The organism is Bradyrhizobium oligotrophicum S58, assembly GCF_000344805.1.
GTDB lineage: Bacteria > Pseudomonadota > Alphaproteobacteria > Rhizobiales > Xanthobacteraceae > Bradyrhizobium > Bradyrhizobium oligotrophicum.
In genome coordinates, this window is sequence record NC_020453.1 from 7127123 (window position 1) to 7146583 (window position 19461).

Annotated in this window: 22 protein-coding genes; 7 read left to right on the top strand and 15 right to left on the bottom strand. The window is 64.8% G+C overall.

The window, feature by feature from the left end; translation table 11 throughout:
- The first annotated feature begins 197 nt into the window (after nucleotides 1–197).
- Nucleotides 198–380: a hypothetical protein gene (locus S58_RS30965; protein WP_015669379.1), complete on the top strand. Its 183-nt coding sequence runs from the start codon at nucleotides 198–200 to the stop codon at nucleotides 378–380.
- A 26-nt stretch (nucleotides 381–406) separates the two neighbouring features.
- Here the strand turns inward: S58_RS30965 and S58_RS30970 are convergent, their stop codons facing one another.
- The 3 genes from S58_RS30970 to ykgO all read right to left on the bottom strand — a co-directional run bounded on the left by S58_RS30970 (nucleotide 407) and on the right by ykgO (nucleotide 1600).
- On the bottom strand, nucleotides 407–649 hold the full coding sequence (locus S58_RS30970; protein WP_015669380.1) for a hypothetical protein: 243 nt from the start codon (nucleotides 647–649) through the stop codon (nucleotides 407–409).
- Between the two features lie 105 nt (nucleotides 650–754).
- Nucleotides 755–1384, bottom strand: a complete 630-nt coding sequence (locus S58_RS30975; protein ID WP_015669381.1) for a tetratricopeptide repeat protein — start codon at nucleotides 1382–1384, stop codon at nucleotides 755–757.
- Nucleotides 1385–1474: 90 nt separating this feature from the next.
- Nucleotides 1475–1600: a type B 50S ribosomal protein L36 gene (gene ykgO, locus S58_RS30980; RefSeq protein WP_006611362.1), complete on the bottom strand. Its 126-nt coding sequence runs from the start codon at nucleotides 1598–1600 to the stop codon at nucleotides 1475–1477.
- A gap of 261 nt (nucleotides 1601–1861) precedes the next feature.
- Here ykgO and S58_RS30985 point away from each other — a divergent pair, with 261 nt between their 5' ends.
- The 3 genes from S58_RS30985 (at nucleotide 1862) to S58_RS30995 (ending at nucleotide 4055) form a co-directional block, all read left to right on the top strand.
- The gene (locus tag S58_RS30985; RefSeq protein WP_015669382.1) at nucleotides 1862–2746 is read left to right on the top strand and encodes a 4-hydroxyphenyl-beta-ketoacyl-CoA hydrolase; all 885 of its coding nucleotides are present in this window, start codon (nucleotides 1862–1864) and stop codon (nucleotides 2744–2746) included.
- 105 nt (nucleotides 2747–2851) lie between these two features.
- The gene (locus S58_RS30990) at nucleotides 2852–3598 is read left to right on the top strand and encodes a haloacid dehalogenase type II (protein WP_015669383.1); all 747 of its coding nucleotides are present in this window, start codon (nucleotides 2852–2854) and stop codon (nucleotides 3596–3598) included.
- A complete protein-coding gene (locus S58_RS30995) occupies nucleotides 3588–4055 on the top strand; it encodes a YbaK/EbsC family protein (protein WP_015669384.1) in 468 nt (155 codons plus the stop codon). The genes S58_RS30990 and S58_RS30995 overlap by 11 nt, the downstream gene beginning before the upstream one ends.
- Before the next feature lie 3 nt (nucleotides 4056–4058).
- Here S58_RS30995 and S58_RS31000 read toward each other — a convergent pair whose 3' ends face one another.
- Both S58_RS31000 and S58_RS31005 read right to left on the bottom strand, forming a co-directional pair.
- A complete protein-coding gene (locus tag S58_RS31000) occupies nucleotides 4059–5048 on the bottom strand; it encodes a Bug family tripartite tricarboxylate transporter substrate binding protein (RefSeq protein ID WP_015669385.1) in 990 nt (329 codons plus the stop codon).
- A gap of 119 nt (nucleotides 5049–5167) precedes the next feature.
- Nucleotides 5168–6085: a LysR family transcriptional regulator gene (locus S58_RS31005; protein ID WP_015669386.1), complete on the bottom strand. Its 918-nt coding sequence runs from the start codon at nucleotides 6083–6085 to the stop codon at nucleotides 5168–5170.
- A gap of 130 nt (nucleotides 6086–6215) precedes the next feature.
- Here S58_RS31005 and S58_RS31010 point away from each other — a divergent pair, with 130 nt between their 5' ends.
- From S58_RS31010 to S58_RS38740, 3 genes are all read left to right on the top strand, one after another.
- Nucleotides 6216–6914, top strand: coding sequence for a pirin family protein (locus tag S58_RS31010; protein ID WP_015669387.1), 699 nt, complete (start codon nucleotides 6216–6218; stop codon nucleotides 6912–6914).
- Between the two features lie 75 nt (nucleotides 6915–6989).
- On the top strand, nucleotides 6990–7589 hold the full coding sequence (gene wrbA / locus S58_RS31015) for an NAD(P)H:quinone oxidoreductase (RefSeq protein WP_015669388.1): 600 nt from the start codon (nucleotides 6990–6992) through the stop codon (nucleotides 7587–7589).
- A 74-nt stretch (nucleotides 7590–7663) separates the two neighbouring features.
- Nucleotides 7664–7831 (top strand): hypothetical protein, encoded by a 168-nt coding sequence (locus S58_RS38740; RefSeq protein WP_015669389.1) that lies wholly within the window; start codon nucleotides 7664–7666, stop codon nucleotides 7829–7831.
- Here S58_RS38740 and S58_RS31020 read toward each other — a convergent pair.
- The 10 genes from S58_RS31020 to S58_RS31065 form a co-directional block, all read right to left on the bottom strand.
- The gene (locus S58_RS31020; protein ID WP_015669390.1) at nucleotides 7818–8414 is read right to left on the bottom strand and encodes a 3-keto-disaccharide hydrolase; all 597 of its coding nucleotides are present in this window, start codon (nucleotides 8412–8414) and stop codon (nucleotides 7818–7820) included. The genes S58_RS38740 and S58_RS31020 overlap by 14 nt on opposite strands.
- 104 nt (nucleotides 8415–8518) lie before the next feature.
- A complete protein-coding gene (locus tag S58_RS31025; protein ID WP_015669391.1) occupies nucleotides 8519–9379 on the bottom strand; it encodes a D-amino-acid transaminase in 861 nt (286 codons plus the stop codon).
- Nucleotides 9380–9611: 232 nt separating this feature from the next.
- Nucleotides 9612–10343, bottom strand: a complete 732-nt coding sequence (locus S58_RS31030; RefSeq protein ID WP_015669392.1) for an amino acid ABC transporter ATP-binding protein — start codon at nucleotides 10341–10343, stop codon at nucleotides 9612–9614.
- Between the two features lie 8 nt (nucleotides 10344–10351).
- Nucleotides 10352–11044 (bottom strand): amino acid ABC transporter permease, encoded by a 693-nt coding sequence (locus tag S58_RS31035; protein WP_015669393.1) that lies wholly within the window; start codon nucleotides 11042–11044, stop codon nucleotides 10352–10354.
- Nucleotide 11045: 1 nt separating this feature from the next.
- On the bottom strand, nucleotides 11046–11777 hold the full coding sequence (locus S58_RS31040; protein ID WP_015669394.1) for an amino acid ABC transporter permease: 732 nt from the start codon (nucleotides 11775–11777) through the stop codon (nucleotides 11046–11048).
- A gap of 320 nt (nucleotides 11778–12097) precedes the next feature.
- Nucleotides 12098–13012 (bottom strand): amino acid ABC transporter substrate-binding protein, encoded by a 915-nt coding sequence (locus tag S58_RS31045; RefSeq protein ID WP_015669395.1) that lies wholly within the window; start codon nucleotides 13010–13012, stop codon nucleotides 12098–12100.
- Nucleotides 13013–13574: 562 nt separating this feature from the next.
- Nucleotides 13575–14957, bottom strand: coding sequence for a M20 family metallopeptidase (locus S58_RS31050; protein WP_015669396.1), 1383 nt, complete (start codon nucleotides 14955–14957; stop codon nucleotides 13575–13577).
- A gap of 870 nt (nucleotides 14958–15827) precedes the next feature.
- Nucleotides 15828–17492: a thiamine pyrophosphate-binding protein gene (locus tag S58_RS31055; RefSeq protein ID WP_015669397.1), complete on the bottom strand. Its 1665-nt coding sequence runs from the start codon at nucleotides 17490–17492 to the stop codon at nucleotides 15828–15830.
- Between the two features lie 193 nt (nucleotides 17493–17685).
- On the bottom strand, nucleotides 17686–18165 hold the full coding sequence (locus tag S58_RS31060; RefSeq protein WP_015669398.1) for a GFA family protein: 480 nt from the start codon (nucleotides 18163–18165) through the stop codon (nucleotides 17686–17688).
- 102 nt (nucleotides 18166–18267) lie between these two features.
- Complete coding sequence (locus S58_RS31065; RefSeq protein WP_015669399.1) at nucleotides 18268–19392, bottom strand: alkene reductase; 1125 nt, start codon at nucleotides 19390–19392, stop codon at nucleotides 18268–18270.
- Nucleotides 19393–19461 lie beyond the last annotated feature (69 nt).

The window sequence follows — 19461 nt, forward strand, 5'->3', positions numbered from 1 at the left end:
AGATCCAGCGGCCGTGTTTCGTCGTTACGACCGGAAATCCTGTCATCACGGCGTCGTCGGCCATTTTATAACCATGGTCGGGACTTTTCCTCGCAATCGGCCGATGACCGTGAATTACTTCCGGTTGGGTCATTGCAGGATGCGACCTGCGATGACCGGCCCTGCGTTTAGTTTGTTGTTTTGGGAGGGGGTTACCGATGAGTGTTCGTTCGAGCGAGACGGCCATCGACGAGATCGTCGCCAGTTGCAACGGCGATCTTCGCGGCGCGCTGAAGGCGCTGCTGCTGGTCAACGAGCATCTGGAGGCCGAGATCGCGCAGCTGTATGCCGCAGCCGCGCAATACGGCCTGCCGGACCGCCGCAGCACCGCGTTCCACTAGGCGGCCTGACCGGCGCCTCCCGCCGATCAGTCCTCGGACGTCATGTCCTTGTTCGGGCACGCGTTGATCGTGGATCGCGCGAGCTTGGCGTCAGCCAGCGACTTGTAGGGTCCGTCGGCGAACCAGATGTCGCCGATGATGACGGGATTGCTGGTCACGATCTCACAGCGATTGGTGGCGCGGTTTCCGACCACCCAGAACAGGCCCTCGGCCCAGGCGGCCGTCGCCGTCATTCCCATCAGCGCTGCCGTCAGCACCGCACGCCTCATCGCGCCGTCTCCTGGCCAGGTTTCGTCCGATCAAACGGCAATTGGGGGCGCGCGGATGGGCCGGCAAGGAGGACCGTCGCAGCATGGTTAACGCGCTGTGAAGGCTCAGATGTCGCGGCCCTCGACCTTCTCGGTCAGCGTCTTGACCAGCTCCGGCACCTTTTCCAGATGCGGATTGACGTCGAGCGCCTTGCGGAACGCATCCAGCGCCCGCTTCTCCTCGCCCAGGTCCTGCATGATCATGCCGAGACCCGCCAGCGCGCCGAAGTGCCGCGGCTCCCGCAGCAGGACCTGCTGGATGTCGGCGAGCGAGCGCCCGTAATCGTTCTGGAGGTAATAGAGGGTGGCGCGACGGTTCCAGGCTTCGACGTAATCGGGCCGGAGCTTGATGACCGAATCGAGCAGCTTGAGCGCGACCTCGTTCTGCTTCGCATCCATCGCGGCCTTCGAGCGCGACATCAGGAGCGCGACGGTGTCGCTGGGGGTCTGCAGCCAGATCGCCCAGATCCGCGCCTCCACATGCTTGGCGCTGATGTCGTCGGGGGCAGCCTTGAGAGCCCCAAACAGGAAATCGAGGCCCTTGGTCTTGTCGGCGCCAACCTTGGGCAGCTTCGAAGGCGCCTCGGGCAGCTTCGGCTTGGCGGCCGCACGCGGTTCACCCTGCGCGTACGCAAGGTGCGGTATGGAAATGACGACGGCGGCGAGCAGAATCGCCCAGGAAGATCGCTTTGCCATGGACGAAGTCTAGACGCAGTGCAGGCCTCCTGCAAAGCAGCAGGCGCGTCAAAGACCTGTGAGCAGAGCTGTCGGCGACCCGAGCCCGGATCAGCCCTGGCGCGCCTTGAAGCGGCGCTGGACCTTGTTGATCACGTAGACACGGCCCTTGCGGCGAACCAGACGGTTGGCGCGATGGCGGCCACGCAGCGACTTCAGCGAGTTACGGACCTTCATGGGACATCCTGATACGTTGAAAGGCCGTGTTGGACAGGCCGGAAGTGGCAAATAGAATTGGAATTCCGCAAGCGACGAAGCCGCCCGGAGCGGCCGGTTTCTAACCACCAGCCCAACGGATGTCAACGATTGTGGCGCGGACTTCAACAGGGCCTGGCGCCGGAGGCAGGAACCCAACCGCCGGACCAATTGCCGATTGCCAAATTTGTTATATCGTATAATCAATTTTACAAAGCCAGAAACCAACCGCCGGGAACGCCCATGCCCAAGCTCGCTCTGCCTGAGATCGACAACGTCGTCGCCATCGACATCCACACCCATGCCGAGGAGCCGTGCGGCATGCATGCCGACGACGGCTATGACGATTTCCAGGCGCAGATGGCCGACTACTTCAAGTCGCCGCACAAGCACCCGCCGACCGTGCCGGAGACCGCGGCCTATTATCGCTCCAAGAACATTGCGGCCGTGATCTTCCCGGTCGACGCCGAGCGCGAGACCGGCTTCCGCCGCTACAAGAACGAAGAGATGCTCGAGATCGCTTCCGAGCATCTCGATGTATTGATCCCTTTTGTCAGCATCGATCCACACAAGGGCAAGCTCGGCGTCCGGGAGGCGCGCAGGCTGATCGAGGAGTATGGCGTCCGCGGCTTCAAGTTCCACCCGACCATGCAGGGCTTCTACGCCAATGATCGACTGGCCTATCCGCTGTACGAGGCGATCAATGACGGCGGCGCGATTGCGCTGTTCCACACCGGTCAGACCGGCGTCGGCTCGGGCATGCCGGGCGGCATGGGGATGCGGCTGAAATATTCCAACCCGATGTACATGGACGACGTCGCGGCCGACTTCCCCGACCTCAAGATCATCCTCGCCCACCCCTCCTTCCCCTGGCAGGAGGAGGCGCTGTCGGTCGCGACCCACAAGCCGAACGTCTACATCGACCTCTCCGGCTGGTCGCCGAAATACTTCCCGCCGATCCTGGTGCGCTACATCAACTCGATCCTGCAGGACAAGATGCTGTTCGGCTCGGACTGGCCTGTGATCACGCCGGATCGCTGGCTCGCCGACTTCGCCAAGCTCGACATCCGCGACGAGATCCGCCCGAAGGTCCTGAAAGCCAACGCGCGCAAGCTGCTCGGGATCTGACTTCGTCCGACGGCCGAGGCTCGTCTTGGCCGGGATCGTGCTATCATCCGCAGGCGCGGTGGCCATCAGCCATCGCGCCTGTTTCTTTTTGATCAGGTGAGCGCCGTGCCCTTCAAAGCCGTGGTCTTCGATGCGTATGGCACTTTGTACGACGTCCAATCCGTCGCAGCCGTCACCGAGCAGGCCTTCCCGGGCCACGGTGACATCATCACGCAACTCTGGCGCATCAAACAGCTCGAATACACCTGGCTGCGCTCGCTGATGCAGCGCTACGAGGACTTTGCCGTCGTCACCCATGACTCCCTGGTCTACACGCTGCGCGTTCTCGGACTGCGAACGGATGCGGCCACGCTCGACCGCATCATCGCCAAATATCTCGATCTCGATCCCTACCCCGACGCGCGGGCCGCGCTCGCCGCAATGAAGGATCGTCGACTCGCGATCCTTTCCAATGGCAGCCCTGCGATGCTCGACGGCCTGGCCAAAGCCAGCGGCTTCGACACGCTGCTCGACGCAGTCATCAGCGTCGATGCCCGAAAGATCTTCAAGCCAAGCCCACAAGCGTACGCGTTGATCGAGGAGACGCTCGGACTTGCGCCGAGCGAAGTCCTGTTCGTCTCCTCAAATCCTTGGGACGTCTGCGGCGCAAAGGCATTCGGCCTCAACGTCGCCTGGATCGAGCGCGTCAGCCCTGAGGCGATGGCCGCGGCCTGCCTCGAGACCGACCTCGTGGCGCCGCTCACTTTGTTCAAGGCGCTCCGCACGCAGATGGACGAGTTGGGTTTTGCGCCCGATTATCGTATTGCTGCGCTGTCCGAATTGCCTGAGATCGTCACCACGCATGAGCCTTGAATCCGTACGCGCCTTCTTCGCCGAAAAAGCTCCCGACATCGACGTCCTCGTCTCCAGCCAGAGCTCCGCGACCGTGGCGCTCGCGGCGGAAGCCTTTGGCGTGGAGCCAGCGCGGATCGCCAAGACGCTCTCGCTGCGCGTCGGCGAGCGCGTGATCCTGATCGTCGCGGCCGGCAACGCCCGCATGGACAACAAGAAGGTCAAGGCGCTGTTCGGCGGCAAGCCCAAGATGTTAGGGCTCGACGAGGTCGCCGACATCACCGGACACGAGGTCGGCGGCGTCTGCCCGTTCGGGCTGAAAGCACCGCTCCCGGTCTATTGCGACGTCTCGCTGAAAGCCTTCGACATCGTCGTGCCCGCCGCAGGCTCGACCCACAGCGCGGTCAAGATCACGCCGGACCGGATGGCCGAGCTAACATCCGCGGAATGGGTCGACGTCTGCGAGATCGCGAAGTAGCGGCTACTCCACCCGGCCGATACGCTTCACCGCCGCAATCAGTCTCGCGCTGTCGCGATCCATGAACTTGGCGAATTCCGGCGCATCCTGATAGGCGACGGCGCTGCCGACGGCTGAGAATGTCTTCACGACCTCCGGGCTTGCTGCCGCCTGCGCCATCGCCCCGCGCAATCGTGTCATGACCGGTGCCGGCAATTCGCGCTGCCCGAACAGCCCTGCCCAGATATACATCTCGACGTCCCGGTAGCCGAGTTCGATGAAGGTCGGCACCCCGGGGAAGCTCGGGATGCGTTCCGCTCCCCAATTGGCGAGCACGCGCAGTCTGCCATCCTCGACCTGGGGCTTCAGCGTGCCGGGCGCGCCGGCCATCGCTTGCACGGTGCCGCCGAGCAACGAAGTCAGCGCCGGGCCGGCCCCGCGAAAAGGGACATGAAGCAGCCTGATCCCCGCGCTCGATGCAAACATCTCCATGGCGACGTGGAGCGTCCCATACGGCCCCGACGAGCCATACGGGATCTCGCCCGGACGCCTGCGCGCGTCGTCGATGAAATCCTTCAGCGTCCGCCACGGCGCGGACGCCGGCACGGCGAGCAAGGTCGGATCCGCCAGCACCCGCGCGATCGGCGCGAACTGCGACACTTCGTAGGCGACCGTGCGCTCGAACAGCCGGTCGGCCTCCGGCAGCACGGCCAGCGACGACAGCGTCATCAGCAACGTATAGCCGTCGGGCGTCGCACGCGCCGCCTGCGCGTTGCCGACCGAGCCGCCGCCACCGCCCGCGCGGTTGTCGACGATGACGGGCTTGCCGAGAATTCGCTCCAGCGCAGCGGCGACCGGCCGTGCCGCGAGATCGGCCTGGCCGCCGGCGGGGAACGGCACGATCATCGTGATGTTGCGGCTGGGGTAGACATCCTCCGCGGCGGCGAGACCCGGCAGCAGGCTCTGCATCAGCGGCAACGCGGCGGCGGTCCGCAGGAACCCACGGCGGTCCATCGGGAGTCTCCCAGGAAAGTCTTCTTGTCGCGTGATCCTAGCGCGAAGAATTGCGCGCGGGCAAAGCGAGATTTGACTGCGCGGGTTCCGCTGAGGAAGATTGCACTGCAACGACGTAATTAGTTCGACCGCCCCTTTTTCCCTTTCGCCAGTTCCTTGACCAGAAACTCTGTCAGCACCTCGACCCGCGCGGGCCGCGGGCCACCAGGCGGCATCACCAGATGCATCGCGCCTTCGGGCTGGCTCCAGCCCTTCAGCACAACTTCGACCTCGCCTGACGCGATCGCGTCGGCGACAATGAAGTCCGGCAGGTCGGCGATGCCGAGCCCTGCGAGCACCGCCGGGAGCAGCGCCTCGCCATTGTTGACGCGCAGCTGCCCCGCGGGGCGCACGCTCGCCTGCTCGCCGGCCGCGTTGGTGTAGTGCCAGACGCCGGCAGTCGAGAGATAAGCGTAGCCGAAGCATTTATGCTCGGCCAGATGCATCGGATGCGTCGGCCGCCCATGGCGCTCCAGATAGGACGGCGCCGCCACCGTGTAGCGCGGCATCGCGCAGAGCCGGCGCGCAACCAGCGATGAGTCCGGCAGCCGCGCGATGCGCAGCGCGAGATCAAAACCCTCGCCGATGAGATCGACGGTCGCATCGCTCATGTGCAGGTCGATCGAGACCTCGGGATACTGCTCCAGGAAGGCCGGCAGCAGCGGCGCGATCTTCTTGACCCCGAACGTCATCGGTACGGCGAAGCGCACCAGTCCGCGCGGTGTCAGCGACTGCGCCAGCGCCTCGGTCTCCGCCGCCTCGCCATCGACCAGCAACTGTGTCGCGCGCTCCGACAGGCGCTGGCCGGCGTCGGTCAGCGCCAGACGGCGCGAGGTGCGGTTGAACAGTCGCGTCCCCAGCCGCTCCTCCAGTCGGCTCACCGCCTTGGAGACGGACGCCTTGGACAGGCTCAGCTCCTGGGCCGCGCCGGCGAAGGAGCGCAGCTCGACCACCTTGGCGAAGATCGCCATCGCCTCGAAGTCCGGAAGTCGCGCCATTAGCTCAAATCTCGTTTTTGGAAACAATAGGTTTCAATAGTTTCTATTTATATACTCCGGTCGCTCCCTTATTCAAAGCCCAACAGCACGGCGGCTCCCAGCCGACCGTTGCAACAACAGGAGCAGACCCATGATCGAGTTGAAGCCCTTTGCGGCGCTGGGCGGCGCCGACCACGGCTGGTTGAAGGCCAAGCATCATTTCTCGTTCGCGAGCTACTACGACCCGAACAACATGAGCCACGGCGCACTGCGGGTCTGGAACGACGACGAGATCGCGCCGAACACCGGTTTTCCGGCGCATCCGCACCAGAACATGGAAATCATCACCTATGTCCGTGAGGGTGCAATCACGCATCAGGACAGCCTCGGCAACAAGGGCCGCACCGAGGCCGGCGACGTCCAGGTGATGAGCGCCGGCAGCGGCATCCGCCACTCCGAGTACAATCTCGAGCCGACCACGACGCGGATCTTCCAGATCTGGATCGAGCCGACCACTGATGGCGGCCAGCCGACCTGGGGTGCCAAGCCGTTCCCGAAGTCCGACCGCTCCGGCAAGCTGGTGACGCTGGCCAGCGGCTTTGCCGACGACGGCGACGCCCTGCCGATCCGCGCCAAGGCGCGCGTGCTCGGCACCACGCTGAAGGCCGGCGAGACCGCCGAATACAGTGCCGACAAGGCCCGGCATATCTATCTCGTGCCGGCGGCCGGCAGCATCGAAGTCAACGGCATCCGCGTCAACGCCCGTGACGGCGCCGCCATCCGCGACGAGGCCACGCTCAAGATCACCGCGCTCGAGGATTCCGAGTTGGTGCTGGTCGACGCCGCCTAATTCGCTTTCACGGCCACGGCCGCTCACACGGCCGGGATGCCCTGCCCCTTTCCTCTTGTTCCCACGGAGACTGCCATGACCAAGGTTCTCGTTCTTTACTACTCCGCCTACGGCCACATCGAAGCGATGGCCAATGCGGTTGCCGAAGGCGCCCGTGAGGCCGGCGCCACCGTCGACATCAAGCGCGTGCCGGAGCTGGTGCCCGCTGATGTCGCCAAGGCCTCCTACTACAAGCTCGACCAGGCCGCGCCGGTCGCCAAGATCGAGGAGCTCGCGAACTACGACGCGATCATCGTCGGCACCGGCACCCGCTTCGGCCGCATGGCCTCGCAGATGGCCAACTTCCTCGACCAGGCCGGCGGCCTCTGGGCCAAGGGCGCGCTGCACGGCAAGGTCGGCGGCGCCTTCACCTCGACCGCGACCCAGCATGGCGGCCAGGAGACCACGCTGTTCTCGATCATCACCAACCTGCTGCATTTCGGCATGACCATCGTCGGCCTGAACTACGGCTTCGCCGGCCAGATGAAGCTCGACGAGGTGACCGGCGGCTCTCCTTACGGCGCCACGACCATCACTGGTGGCGACGGCAGCCGGCAGCCGAGCGAGAACGAGCTGGCGGGGGCGCGCTATCAGGGCCGCGTCATCGCCGAGACCGCAAAGAAGCTGCATGGCTGATGCGACTGGGGCGGCACTTCTGTCATCGAAGTGCCGCCCCATCTCGTCGGAAGTAGAAAGTAGAGGAGTCCGCAATGCCCGCCATGCTCGAACTGGTGACGCTGGCCAGGCTGGCGCGTCATCCCCTGCAGATGATGGCGCGCCATTGGTACTGCAAGAGCCTCTACCGCGCGAGCCGCGGCCAGCGCCGCTGCCCGGAATGCACGGCTGCTTCAACAGCCAAGGCCACTACAGCGGTTTGATCTGCACCTTCCTGAACTTCACCACGCCCGAGCCGTATTGCAGGGCGATCGGGCCGGCCGCGTGCTTGCTGTCGTCGACATCGGCCGTCTTCTCGCCGTTGAGGATTACCGTCAGCCGCGTGCCCTTGGCGGTGATCTCATAGGTGTTCCACTTGCCGCCGGCCTTCGGCATCGGCTCGACCTTGGCGACGTCGACGATCGCGCCGGTACCGTATTTCGGATCGGGCCGCTTGTCGAAGATGTTGACCTCGTAGCAGATGTTCGAGTCGATCTTGTCGGACTGGTCGCAGCGGATGAAGATGCCGCTGTTGGCGGCGTCGTCGACCCAGAACTCGGCCTTGATCTGGAAATCCTTGTAGCTGGTCTTGGTGACCAGATAGGACAGGTCCTTGCCGTCGAGCTTGTCGGCCGACAGCGCGCCGTCTTTCATCTCCCAATTCGCCTTGCCGACCTCGGTGAAGTCGGCCTTGGTCGTGGCGTCGACCAGAGTAACCCAGCCATCATCGGCCGATGCCGCCCCGAGGCTGAACGCCGCGCCGGCAACGATCAGTCCGGCCGCAAGCACACCCGACATATAACGCATCGAAACTCCTCCCTGTTTTTGTTTGGTTCGGCGGCACGATAGCAAAGCGCCGGACAATGCAAACGAGTTTCGTTGCTGCAACTGCTCTGTCGCTTGGCCGCGCCTCACACTGCGGTGGTGCGCGCAAAATCGACATAGATCTCGCGCAAGCGCGTCGCGACCGGCCCCGGCTTGCCGTCGCCAATCGTCTTGCCGTCGATCGACACCACCGGCTGCACGAACGAGCTCGCGCTGGTGATGAAGGCTTCCTTGGCGGCCAACGCTTCGTCCACCGTGAACAGCCGCTCCTCGACCTTGAGCTGGCGCTCCTCGGCGAGCTTCACCACCGCCTTGCGGGTGCAGCCCGGCAGGATGGCGTTCGAGTTCGGCCTGGTGACGATGACGTCGTCCTTGGTCAGGATGAACGCCGATGACGAGCCGCCCTCGGTGACGTGGCCATCCTCGACCATCCAGGCCTCGGCGGCACCGGCCGCCGCAGCCGCCTGCTTGGCCAGGACCTGCGCCAGCAGCGCGACGCTCTTGATGTCGCGCCGTTCCCAGCGGATGTCGGGCACCGTGATCACAGCGATCCCGCTCTTCGCCGAAGGCGCATCGACGATGTTCTTGGCCGTGACGAACATCACCAGCGTCGGCTTGACGTCTCCCTTCGGAAACGGAAAGTCACGGCTCGTGTCGGCGCCGCGCGTGACCTGCAGATAGACCATGCCCTGGTCGAGATGGTTGCGCGCGACCAGCTCCTTTTGCAGCTCCTCGATGCGCGCCAGGCTCTCCGGCAGGGCCAGCCCGATCTCGCCGACCGAACGCTCCAGGCGTGCGAGATGCGGGGCGCTGTCGACCAGCTTGCCGTCGAGCACCGCTGCGACCTCATAGATGCCGTCGGCGAACAGGAAGCCGCGATCGAGCACCGAGACCTTGGCCTCGGACAGGGGCACGAAGGCGCCGTTGACGTAAGCAATGGGGTCCAAGGCAACATCTCCTGTTAGTTGCATGATGTGCAACGAGCACACCGCTCTCTCTTACCTCTCCCCGCTTGCGGGGAGAGGTCGGATTGCATCGTCAGATGCAATCCGGGTGAGGGGGTACAGGTCTCTCCACGGACACTCCCCGTGCGGCTGCCCCTCACCCCGACCCTCTCCCCGTAAGAACGGGGAGAGGGAGTGCACCGTCATCGATGCGATGGCTCGAAAACCGACGCTGTTAATGCGACAATATCTTCGACAAAAACTGCTGCGCGCGCTCGCTGCGCGGCTTGCCGAAGAAGTCTTCCTTCTTCGCATCCTCGACGATCTCGCCGCGATCCATGAAGATGACGCGGTGGGCGACCTTCTTGGCAAAACCCATCTCGTGGGTGACGACCATCATGGTCATGCCCTCGCGGGCGAGATCGACCATGACGTCGAGCACCTCGCTGATCATCTCCGGATCGAGCGCCGAGGTCGGCTCGTCGAACAGCATCGCGATCGGGTCCATGGCGAGCGCGCGGGCGATCGCGACGCGCTGCTGCTGGCCGCCGGAGAGCTGCGCCGGGAACTTCTGCGCCTGCTCCTTGAGGCCGACGCGGTCCAGGAGCTTCATGCCCTTCGCGGTCGCTTCCTCATGGCCGCGACCCAGCACCTTCTGCTGGGCGAGGCAGAGATTGTCGATGATCTTCAAATGCGGAAACAGCTCGAAGTGCTGGAACACCATGCCGACCCGCGAGCGCAGCTTCGGCAGGTTGGTCTTGGAATCGTTGACCTTGAGGCCGTCGATCGTGATCGCGCCATCCTGGAACGGCTCCAGCGCGTTGACGCATTTGATCAGGGTCGACTTGCCGGAGCCGGAGGGACCGCAGACCACCACCACCTCGCCCTTGGCGACAGAGGTGGTGCAGTCCTTCAGCACCTGGAAGCTCGGGCTGTACCATTTGTTGACGTGGCTGATTTCGATCATGGAGCCGACTACCTGATGATGGCGATGCGCGACTGCAGGCGGCGGACGCCGTAGGACGCGACACAGGAGATGGTGAAGTAGATCAGGGCTGCGAACAGGTACATCTCGACCAGGCGGCCGTCGCGCTGCGCGACCTTCGAGGCGGCGCCGAGGAAGTCCGGGATCGAGAGCACGTAGACCAGCGACGTATCCTGGAACAACACGATGGTCTGGGTCAGCAGCACCGGCAGCATGTTGCGGAACGCCTGCGGCAGCACGACGTAGCGCATGGTCTGCGCATAGGTCAGGCCGAGCGCCGAGGCCGCCGCCGGCTGCCCGCGCGAGATCGACTGGATGCCGGCGCGCATGATCTCGGAGAAATAGGCCGCCTCGAACAGAATGAAGGTGATCAGCGAGGACGCGAACGCGCCGACCTTGATCGGGCGGGACGAGCCGGTGATCCACTGCCCGATATAGGGCACCAGGAAGTAGAACCAGAAGATCACCAGCACCAGCGGCAGCGAGCGCATGAAGTCGACATAGAGCCCGGCGATCCAGCCCATCACGCGATAGCCCGACAGCCGCATCAGCGCGATCATGGTACCGAACACGAGGCCGCCTGTCGCCGCCAGCGCGGTCAAGGTCAGCGTGAAGGTCATGCCGTCGATGAAGAGGTACGCTAGCGAGCGGCGGATGACGTCGAAATCGAAATTGGCCAGCATCTCATTTGCCCGTGATGTAGCCAGGGATCGCCACGGCGCGCTCCAGGAGCCGCATGCCGATCACCACGACGACGTTGATGACGAGGTACATCAGCGTGGCGGCGCTGAACGCTTCGAACACCTGGAACGAAAACTCCTGCATGGCGCGGGCGGCGCCCGTCAGCTCGATCAGGCCGATCGTGATCGCGACCGCGCTGTTCTTGACCGTGTTGAGAAATTCGGACGTCAAGGGCGGCAGGATGATGCGGAAGGCCATCGGCAGCAGCACGTAGCGGTAGGCCTGCAACGTGGTGAGGCCGAGCGCGGTCGCCGCCAGCTTCTGGCCGCGCGGCAGCGAGCCGACGCCGGCCGCGAGCTGCACGGCGACGCGGGCGGACATGAACAGTCCGATGCCGACGGCCGCCGTATAGAACGGCGCATTCGGCATCTGTTTCAGCCACAGGCCGGCCGATTGCGGCAGCAGCTCGGGCAGCACGAAGAACCATAGGAACAGCTGCACCAGCAGCGGCATGTTGCGGAAGAATTCGACATAGGCGAAGCCGATCCAGGTCGCCAGCTTCGACGGCAGGGTGCGCAGGATGCCGACGATGGTGCCGAAGATCAGCGCGATCACCCAGGCGGTCAGCGAGGTCACGATCGTGACCTTCAGCCCCGCCAGCAGCATGTCGAAATAGGTGCCGGCCCCGGTCGGGTTCGGCTCCAGGAAGATGTGCCAATTCCAGGTGTAGTTCACGGGGACATCCAGAAAGAGTTAGCGCCGGTCCGGGCCGATGCGAGCAGCTGATATGATCGAGGTCCTTGGATCAAGCTCATTTCGTCCAGCTGATGCAATCAATAGGCCAGTGTTGCCGCTTTCACTTCAAATTGGATCCCGGCCGTCGCCGCACTCGCGGTGCGCTCCCTCGCCCCGTTCTTCACGGGGAGAGGGCGGGGGTGGGGTGAGGGGCAGACGCACGGGTAGTGTCCGTGGAGAGACCTGTACCCCCTCACCCGGATCGCATCTGACGATGCGATCCGACCTCTCCCCGCAAGCGGGGAGAGGTAAGAAAAGCCTTACGGCTTGTACGAATCCGGATCCGGCGAATCCGACGGCTTGGCGAACTCGGCCTTCAGCTCCGGCGACAGCGGGGTGTTCAGGTTCAGGCCCTTCGGCGGAATCTTCTGCATGAACCACTTGTCGTACAGCTTGGCGCCTTCACCGCTGGTGTAGATCTTGGCGGTCGCGGCATCGACGACCTTCTTGAACTGCGGATCGTCCTTGCGCAGCATGATGCCGTAGGGCTCCGGCTTCGAGAACGCGTCCTTGGAGACGACATAGGCGGCCGGATCCTTGGAGCCGGCGACGAGGCTCGCCAGCAGAATGTCGTCCATGACGAAGGCGACGGCACGATCGGTCTCCACCATCAGGAAGGCCTCGGCGTGATCCTTGGCGGGGATGATGTTGATACCGAGATTGCGCGCGGCATTGGCCTCGGTCAGCTGCTTGATGTTGGTGGTGCCGGCGGTCGAGACGACCGTCTTGCCCTTGAGATCATCAATCGCGTTGATCTTGCTCGCCTTCTTCGTGACGTAGCGGCTCGCCGTCAGGAAGTGGGTGTTGGTGAAGGAGATCTGCTTCTGGCGCTCGGCATTGTTGGTGGTCGAGCCGCATTCGAGATCAATGGTGCCGTTGGCGAGCAACGGGATACGGGTCGACGACGTCACCGGGTTGAGCTTGACCTCGAGCTTGTCGAGCTTGAGCTCCTTCTTCACGGCATCGACGATGCCCATGCAGATGTCGATGGCGAAGCCGACCGGCTTCTGGCTGTCGTCGAGATAGGAGAACGGAATCGAGGAATCGCGAACGCCGAGCGTGATGGCGCCGGTCTCCTTGATGTTCTTCAAGGTCCCCGTCAGGTCCTCGGCCTGCACCTGGCCGGCGCAGAGCGCGGCGGCAACGGCAAGACCGAATAGGCGAAACTGCTTCATAACTGATCTCCTCAATCCGGCTGATGGCCGGATGCTTGCATAAACCAGAGCGAACTCAAAATGCCCCTGCCCGGCCCCGGACAATCGCCGGCCGGGCAGGCGCGGGCACCATAGACCGCCCCGCGGCGGGAAGTTCTCGGACGCTTGCGACAAATTGCCTGCCCTGCGCCCCGTTAGACAAGACATTCGGGCTGACGCAGCCGCGCCGAACGCCGTGATGGTAAACTACGAAGGCCGCACGGGTCCGGCGACCAGACGAAAGTCTCAATGGGACGCGCGGCCTGCTCATTAGATGGTGCCTCCGGTTCCCGTCCCCGCGATGAGCCCCCCGACCTCGCATTTTGAGTCCAGCCGTTACCGCAGTCGCAGTGCGCTCCTTCTCCCCGTTCTTACGGGGAGAGGGTTGGGGTGAGGGGCAGACGCACGGGAAGCGTTTGTGGTGAGACCTGTCCCCCCTCACCGGGATTGCATCTTGCGATGCAATCCGACCTCTCCCCGCAGGCGGGGAGAGGCGCAGACCGAGCAAGCCGCAAGATGTGTGCTCACCGTGGCCCAAGCGTCCTCACAACGGCTTCCGCAGCTCACCCAGATCCCAGAACAGCCCCGCCATCAGGCCGAGCGCCTCCTCCGTGACGTCCAGCAGAATGTGCTCGTCCGGCGCGTGCTGCGAGCAGCCGGGATAGGAGTGCGGCACCCACATCGTCGGCATCTTCAGCACGTCGGCAAACACGTCATTGGGCAGCGAGCCGCCGAAGTTCGGCAGCACGGCCGGCGCCTTGCCGGTGCTCATCCGGATGGAGTCCGCAGCCCATTTGATCCAGGGGCTGTCGATGTCGGCGCGGGAGGCCATGAAGCTCTGCGCCATGCTGACCTCGATCATCGGAAAGCCGTTCGCTGCAAGGTGGTTTGTCACATCCGCGACGATGCTGTCGACCTTGGTGCCGACGACGTAGCGCAGTTGCAGCACGGCGCGGGCGCGGCCCGGAATCGCATTCGCCGGCTTGTCGATATTGCCGGAGGAGATCGCCAGCACCTCGAGCGTGTTCCAGGCATAGAGCCGCTCGGCAGGCGTCAGCCCCTCCTCGCCCCAATTGTCCGACAGCGCCGGCTCGTCCGCGGTCGGCTCGACCTTCACGTCGGCGAGGACGGCGCGGATCGCATTGGTGAGGCGCGGCGGCTTCAGCGACTCGAGCTTGATGCGGCCATGGCCGTCGACCAGCGTGGCAATCGCATTGGCGAGGATGGTTGCGGGATTGGCGAGCACACCACCCCAATTGCCGGAGTGATTGCCGCCTTCGCGCAAGGCGACGTCGAGATGCAGCCGGATGCCGCCGCGGCAGCCGAGAAAGATGGTCGGGCGCGCGGTCGACAGCCGCGGACCATCGGAGCCGATGAAGACGTCGGCCTTCAGCGCCTCGCGATGCAGATCGGCCACCTCTGCAAGATCGGGCGAGCCGATCTCCTCGCCCATCTCGATGATGAATTTTGCATTGAAGCCGAGCTTGCCGCCACGGGCCTCGCGCACCGCGCGCAGCGCCGCCATGTTGATGCTGTGCTGGCCCTTGTTGTCGGCGGTGCCGCGGCCATAGAGCCGGTTGCCGGCCGGGGTCACCGCCCAGGGATCGCGCCCGTCGCGCCACTCGCCGGCCATGCCGTCGACGGTGTCGCCGTGGCCATAGCTCAGCACCGTCGGGGCGCTGTCGCTCTCATGATAGGTCGCGATCAGGAACGGCGACTTGCCGCTCGGCGAAGGCACGATCTCCGAGGAGAAGCCGAGGGCGGCCAGGGACGGCGTCAGCTCGTCGGTCAGGTAGGCCGCGAGCTCATCCTTGCGCTCGGGATTGAGGCTCTCGGTGCGGTAGGCGACCCGACGGCCGAGCTCGGCCAGAAAATCACCGCTGGTCAGGGCCTGACGGGCACGGGCAATTGCATCAATCCTGGTCATGGCGCTTTTCCAGTCACAACGAAGGCGGCGTCATATCGGGATCGGGTCGCGAGCGAAAGAGGCTCGCTTTGAATTCAATGGGCAAACGCGCTCGTCTCGGATTCTGGAACTATGCCGCGCGAACCGTGATGCCGCTTCGATGGAAATGCACCATCACCGAGATCAAGCGAGTTCGTCCTCGCGGTGCGGTGAAGCACCCGAGCTGCTGCAACGGACACCCTCATGAAACGGAGGGCGCGGGGAATGCCGGGTGAAGGCCTCACCCATGGCCCGCCTGCGAAAAAAATGCAGGCGGCAGGTACCACAGGTTCAGCCGAACACTCCGGCATTCCCCGCGCGACGGTTTCACGCTTATACGCAGTCTCCCCGGTGCCCGGCTTTCTGGCCACCGTTCGCGACAACGCGCTTTCGCGCCTTGCGCGGGACACCAGCATCGGGGTGTCAGGACGCTGCGACTTCACGTCCGCAGTCCAGCCGTTCGTCGGCGCGCCCGAAGACACGCTGCGGCGGACTGCAGCCATCGCTCCCCGCCCCGCGTGTCGTGACGATCGCGCGCAACGCCCCTCCGTGTCGAGGCGGGATTTCGGGAATAAAGCATACATTCGGATATTCGTAAAGCGATTTCTTGGGCCGCTTCTCATGAGGTCGTCATTCCGGGGCATCCAAGTGCAGGAGGGCGAAGCCGTCCTGCACTTGGATGAGCCCGGAATCCATAACCAGGCGGTCATGAGGAGACTGTGGCCATGTCCAGCTCGCATCGCCACATCCGCCTGTGAGTATGGATTCCGGGCTCACGCAGGTCGCAGACAGCTGCGCTGTCCGCGATCTGCATGCCCCGGAATGACGGCGGTGCGGATGAGTCAGCGTCCCTCAATTCACGGCATTGCTGACCATCACCTCGATCAGCTTGGTGCCGGGGCGGCCGAACGCCTCGGACAAAGTCGGCTTCAGCTCATTCGGATCACTGATGCGCAGCGACTCGCAGCCGAGCGAGCGCGCCAGGCCAGCAAAATCGACCGGCGGATCGGCGAAGTCCATGCCGATATAGTTGTCGTCGCCGTGGAACGACAACAGACGCTGCTTGATGATGCGGTAGCCGCCATTGTTGACGATGACGACCGAGAGCGGCAGCTTGTGATGGGCTGCGGTCCACAGCGCCTGGATCGAGTACATCGCGCTGCCGTCACCGGAGTAGCAGACGACGGGGCGATCGGGATTGGCGAGACTGACGCCGACCGAGGCCGGCAGGCCCCAACCGATGCCGCCCGAGGCGAGGCCGTGGTAGTTGTAGCGGTCGCGATAGGGCCACAACGCCGTCATGTAGCGTGCCGAGGTCAGGCCCTCGTCGACCAGGATGCCGTGCTGCGGCATGGCGTCGGCGACCTGCAGCGCCAGATAGTCCGGATCGATCGGCGTCCGCTCGCGCGCGGCCTCGATCTGCGCCACCAGCGCGCGGCGCCGCGCGCTCCAGTTCTTCGCCGACAGTTCGGCCATGCGCTCCTGCGCCCGCGCCTGCAGAGCGCCGCCGCCGAGTTCGCGCAGCAGCGGCGTCAGCTGCCGCAGGGTTTCGCGGACGTCCGCCTTGAGCGCGATTTCGGCGCCGAAGTTTTTTCCGAGCTCCCAATCGACCAGGCCGATCTGCACGATCGGCAGGCCCTCGGGCAGCGGCTCGGTCTCGCTGTGCACGGACATCCGCAAGGGATCGGCGCCGAGCACGATCAAGAGATCGTGCGGGGCCAGCAGCTCGCGCACCTGCTTCTGCGCTCGCGACAGGGCGCCGATGTAGCAGGGATGCTCGGACAGGAAATGCGCGCCATAGGGCGCAGACTGCTGATACGCCGGCGCGCCGATCGCCGCGGCGAAATCGGCCGCTTGCTGCAGCGCATCGCTCTTGACGATCTCGTCGCCGGTGATGATCACCGGCCGCTGCGCTTTGAGGATGCGCTGCGCCAGCGCCTGCAAGGCCTCAGTGGACGGACGCACGCGCGCATCGACCCGCGTGCTGCGGCCAAGCTCGATGCCGGCCTCGGCATTGAGGATGTCGCCGGGCAGCGAGATGAAGACAGGGCCGGTCGGCGGCGTGGTCGCGACCTTGGCGGCCCGGCGCACGATGCGCGGCAGATCCTCCAGCCTCGTCACCTCGACGGCCCATTTCACCAGCGGCTCGGCCATCCGCACGAGAGGACCATAGAGCAGCGGCTCCATCAGGCCGTGGCCCTGCTCCTGCTGCCCGGCGGTCAGGATCATCGGCGTGCCCGTGAACTGCGCGTTGTAGAGCGCGCCCATCGCGTTGCCCAGGCCCGGCGCGACATGAACGTTGCAGGCGACGAGACGGCCGGAAGCGCGGCTGAAGCCGTCGGCGATCGCCACGACAAGACTCTCCTGCATCGCCATCACGTAGGTGAGATCGGGGTGATCCTTCAGCGCATGCATGATCGGCAACTCGGTGGTGCCGGGATTGCCGAACAGATGCGTGATGCCCTCATCCTTGAGCAGCGCCAGGAAGGCCGAGCGTCCCGTGGTGCGGTTCTTCATGATGGGCTTCCTTTCGAGCACGAGCTCGCAGTTTTATTAGCAAAACTCTCACCGCGTCATTGCGAGCGGAGCGAAGCAATCCAGAGTCCTTGCGCGGCCCTGGATTGCTTCGCTCCGCTCGCAATGACGGTGGAGGGGCCGGTGGTGCGGTCTTCTGCGGTGTCATCCGGTCTGCGATCAGAGGCTCCCAGCATCAGAACATCCCTTCGCGCTGCCCGCGTTTCCTGCGTTGCGCGCGCTGCCAGACGACACCGGGAAAGCCCTTCAGCGGCACCAGGGGCGCGCCGGCATAGGCCCAGTCGGGCGCCTCCTCGATGGCGACGTGATAGAGCGGCTCGCGGCCGGTTCGTGCCGAAAACAGCGCGCGCGAAATGTTCACCATGTGGGGCGAGCGGACGCGCTCGTAGAACAGGGGGGACCCGCAACTGCCGCAGAAGCTGCGCGTGGCTTTCGCGGTGCCGTCCTCGTAGCGGGAGATTGCATCCGCCCCCGAGACGATGCGAAAGCGCTTGCGCCAGCTGCCGACATAGGTGGCGTAGGCCGCGCCATGGGCGCGGCGGCTGGTCGCGGAATGATCGTGCCAGGCCCAGCGCGCGGGGACGTCGATCTCGAAGGCGACGCGACCGCACAGGCATTGGCCGGAGGCGATGCCGGCGGAAGCGGATTTGGGCATTACAGGCATCCATCCACGGCGTCATTCCGGGGTAAGGCCGCAGGCCTTGAACCGGAATGACAATCAACACCCAATGACTCAATATTCGGCGGCGCAGTCGAGCTAAGCGGGCGCCATCTCGTCATAGGCCGGGTAGTCGGTATAGCCCTTGTCCTCGCCGCCATAGAAGGTCGGGCGATGATACGGCGTCAGCGGCCAGCCATGTGCGAGACGCTGCGGCAGGTCCGGATTGGAGATGAAGTAGCGGCCGAACGCGATGGCATCGGCATGGCCGCCCTTGATCGCCGCTTCCGCCGGCTCGCCGGTGAAGCCGCCGGCGCCGATCAGCACGCCCTTCCAGACCGGACGGAACAGTGCCAGCGCCGAGGGGACGTTCTGCCAGTTGACGTCGGCGCGGCCGGCGCCCGAGGAGCGCGGCTCGATCAGGTGCAGATAGGCGATGCCGAGCCGGTTGAGCGCCTCGATCGCATAGGTGTAGAGTGGCATCGGCTCGGCCTCGCCGGAGCCGTTGGCGATGCCATAGGGCGACAGCCGCACGCCGACCTTGGCGGCGCCGCAGGCATCGATCACCGCCTGCGTCACCTCGAGCAGGAAGCGGCAGCGGTTCTCGATCGATCCACCATAGCGGTCGGTCCGCTGGTTGCTGCGGGTCTGCAGGAACTGTTCGATCAGATAGCCGTTCGCGCCGTGCACCTCGACGCCGTCGAAGCCGGCGGCGATCGCGTTGCGCGCGGCCTGGCCGTAGGCGGCGACGATGCCGGGAATCTCATCCGTCTCCAGCGCACGCGGCGTCTCGTAGGCCGCGACCTTGCCGTCCGCGGTCATCGCCTTGAGATCGTCGGAGATCGCGATCGCCGACGGCGCCACCGGCAGCGCGCCGCCGGGCTGGAACGAGGAATGCGAGACGCGGCCGACATGCCAGAGCTGCAGGAAGATCACTCCGCCCTTGGCGTGAACGGCGTCGACGACGTGCTTCCAGCCGGCGATTTGCGCCTCGCTGTAGATGCCCGGCACGTTCGGGCTGCCGGTGCCGGTCGGCAGCACCGGCGTGGCCTCGGCGATGATCAGCCCGCCCGGCGTCGCACGCTGCGCATAATAGTCGACGTTCAGCGGCCGCGGCGCGAGCGTCGCCTTGTCGGCGCGCATCCGGGTCAGCGGCGCCATCACGACGCGATGCTCGAGGCGATAGGGTCCGATCGTGAGCGGTGAAAACAGTGCAGCCGGCATTTCTTCCCCGATTTCCATCATGTGGTTGTGGATTGGGGTCATCTTGTTCGCAAAAGATGATAGTGGCAA

Coding starts and splice junctions, on each gene's coding strand:
- wrbA (WP_015669388.1), top strand. CDS start 6,990: ATGACCAAGGTTCTCGTTCTTTACTACTCCGCCTACGGCCACATCGAA.
- S58_RS31055 (WP_015669397.1), bottom strand. CDS start 17,492: ATGAAGAACCGCACCACGGGACGCTCGGCCTTCCTGGCGCTGCTCAAG.
- S58_RS31065 (WP_015669399.1), bottom strand. CDS start 19,392: ATGCCGGCTGCACTGTTTTCACCGCTCACGATCGGACCCTATCGCCTC.
- S58_RS30985 (WP_015669382.1), top strand. CDS start 1,862: ATGCCCAAGCTCGCTCTGCCTGAGATCGACAACGTCGTCGCCATCGAC.
- S58_RS31020 (WP_015669390.1), bottom strand. CDS start 8,414: ATGCGTTATATGTCGGGTGTGCTTGCGGCCGGACTGATCGTTGCCGGC.
- S58_RS31035 (WP_015669393.1), bottom strand. CDS start 11,044: ATGCTGGCCAATTTCGATTTCGACGTCATCCGCCGCTCGCTAGCGTAC.
- S58_RS31045 (WP_015669395.1), bottom strand. CDS start 13,012: ATGAAGCAGTTTCGCCTATTCGGTCTTGCCGTTGCCGCCGCGCTCTGC.
- ykgO (WP_006611362.1), bottom strand. CDS start 1,600: ATGAAGGTCCGTAACTCGCTGAAGTCGCTGCGTGGCCGCCATCGCGCC.
- S58_RS31005 (WP_015669386.1), bottom strand. CDS start 6,085: ATGGCGCGACTTCCGGACTTCGAGGCGATGGCGATCTTCGCCAAGGTG.
- S58_RS31050 (WP_015669396.1), bottom strand. CDS start 14,957: ATGACCAGGATTGATGCAATTGCCCGTGCCCGTCAGGCCCTGACCAGC.
- S58_RS31010 (WP_015669387.1), top strand. CDS start 6,216: ATGATCGAGTTGAAGCCCTTTGCGGCGCTGGGCGGCGCCGACCACGGC.
- S58_RS30975 (WP_015669381.1), bottom strand. CDS start 1,384: ATGGCAAAGCGATCTTCCTGGGCGATTCTGCTCGCCGCCGTCGTCATT.
- S58_RS31030 (WP_015669392.1), bottom strand. CDS start 10,343: ATGATCGAAATCAGCCACGTCAACAAATGGTACAGCCCGAGCTTCCAG.
- S58_RS31060 (WP_015669398.1), bottom strand. CDS start 18,165: ATGCCCAAATCCGCTTCCGCCGGCATCGCCTCCGGCCAATGCCTGTGC.
- S58_RS30995 (WP_015669384.1), top strand. CDS start 3,588: ATGAGCCTTGAATCCGTACGCGCCTTCTTCGCCGAAAAAGCTCCCGAC.
- S58_RS30970 (WP_015669380.1), bottom strand. CDS start 649: ATGAGGCGTGCGGTGCTGACGGCAGCGCTGATGGGAATGACGGCGACG.
- S58_RS30965 (WP_015669379.1), top strand. CDS start 198: ATGAGTGTTCGTTCGAGCGAGACGGCCATCGACGAGATCGTCGCCAGT.
- S58_RS38740 (WP_015669389.1), top strand. CDS start 7,664: ATGCCCGCCATGCTCGAACTGGTGACGCTGGCCAGGCTGGCGCGTCAT.
- S58_RS31000 (WP_015669385.1), bottom strand. CDS start 5,048: ATGGACCGCCGTGGGTTCCTGCGGACCGCCGCCGCGTTGCCGCTGATG.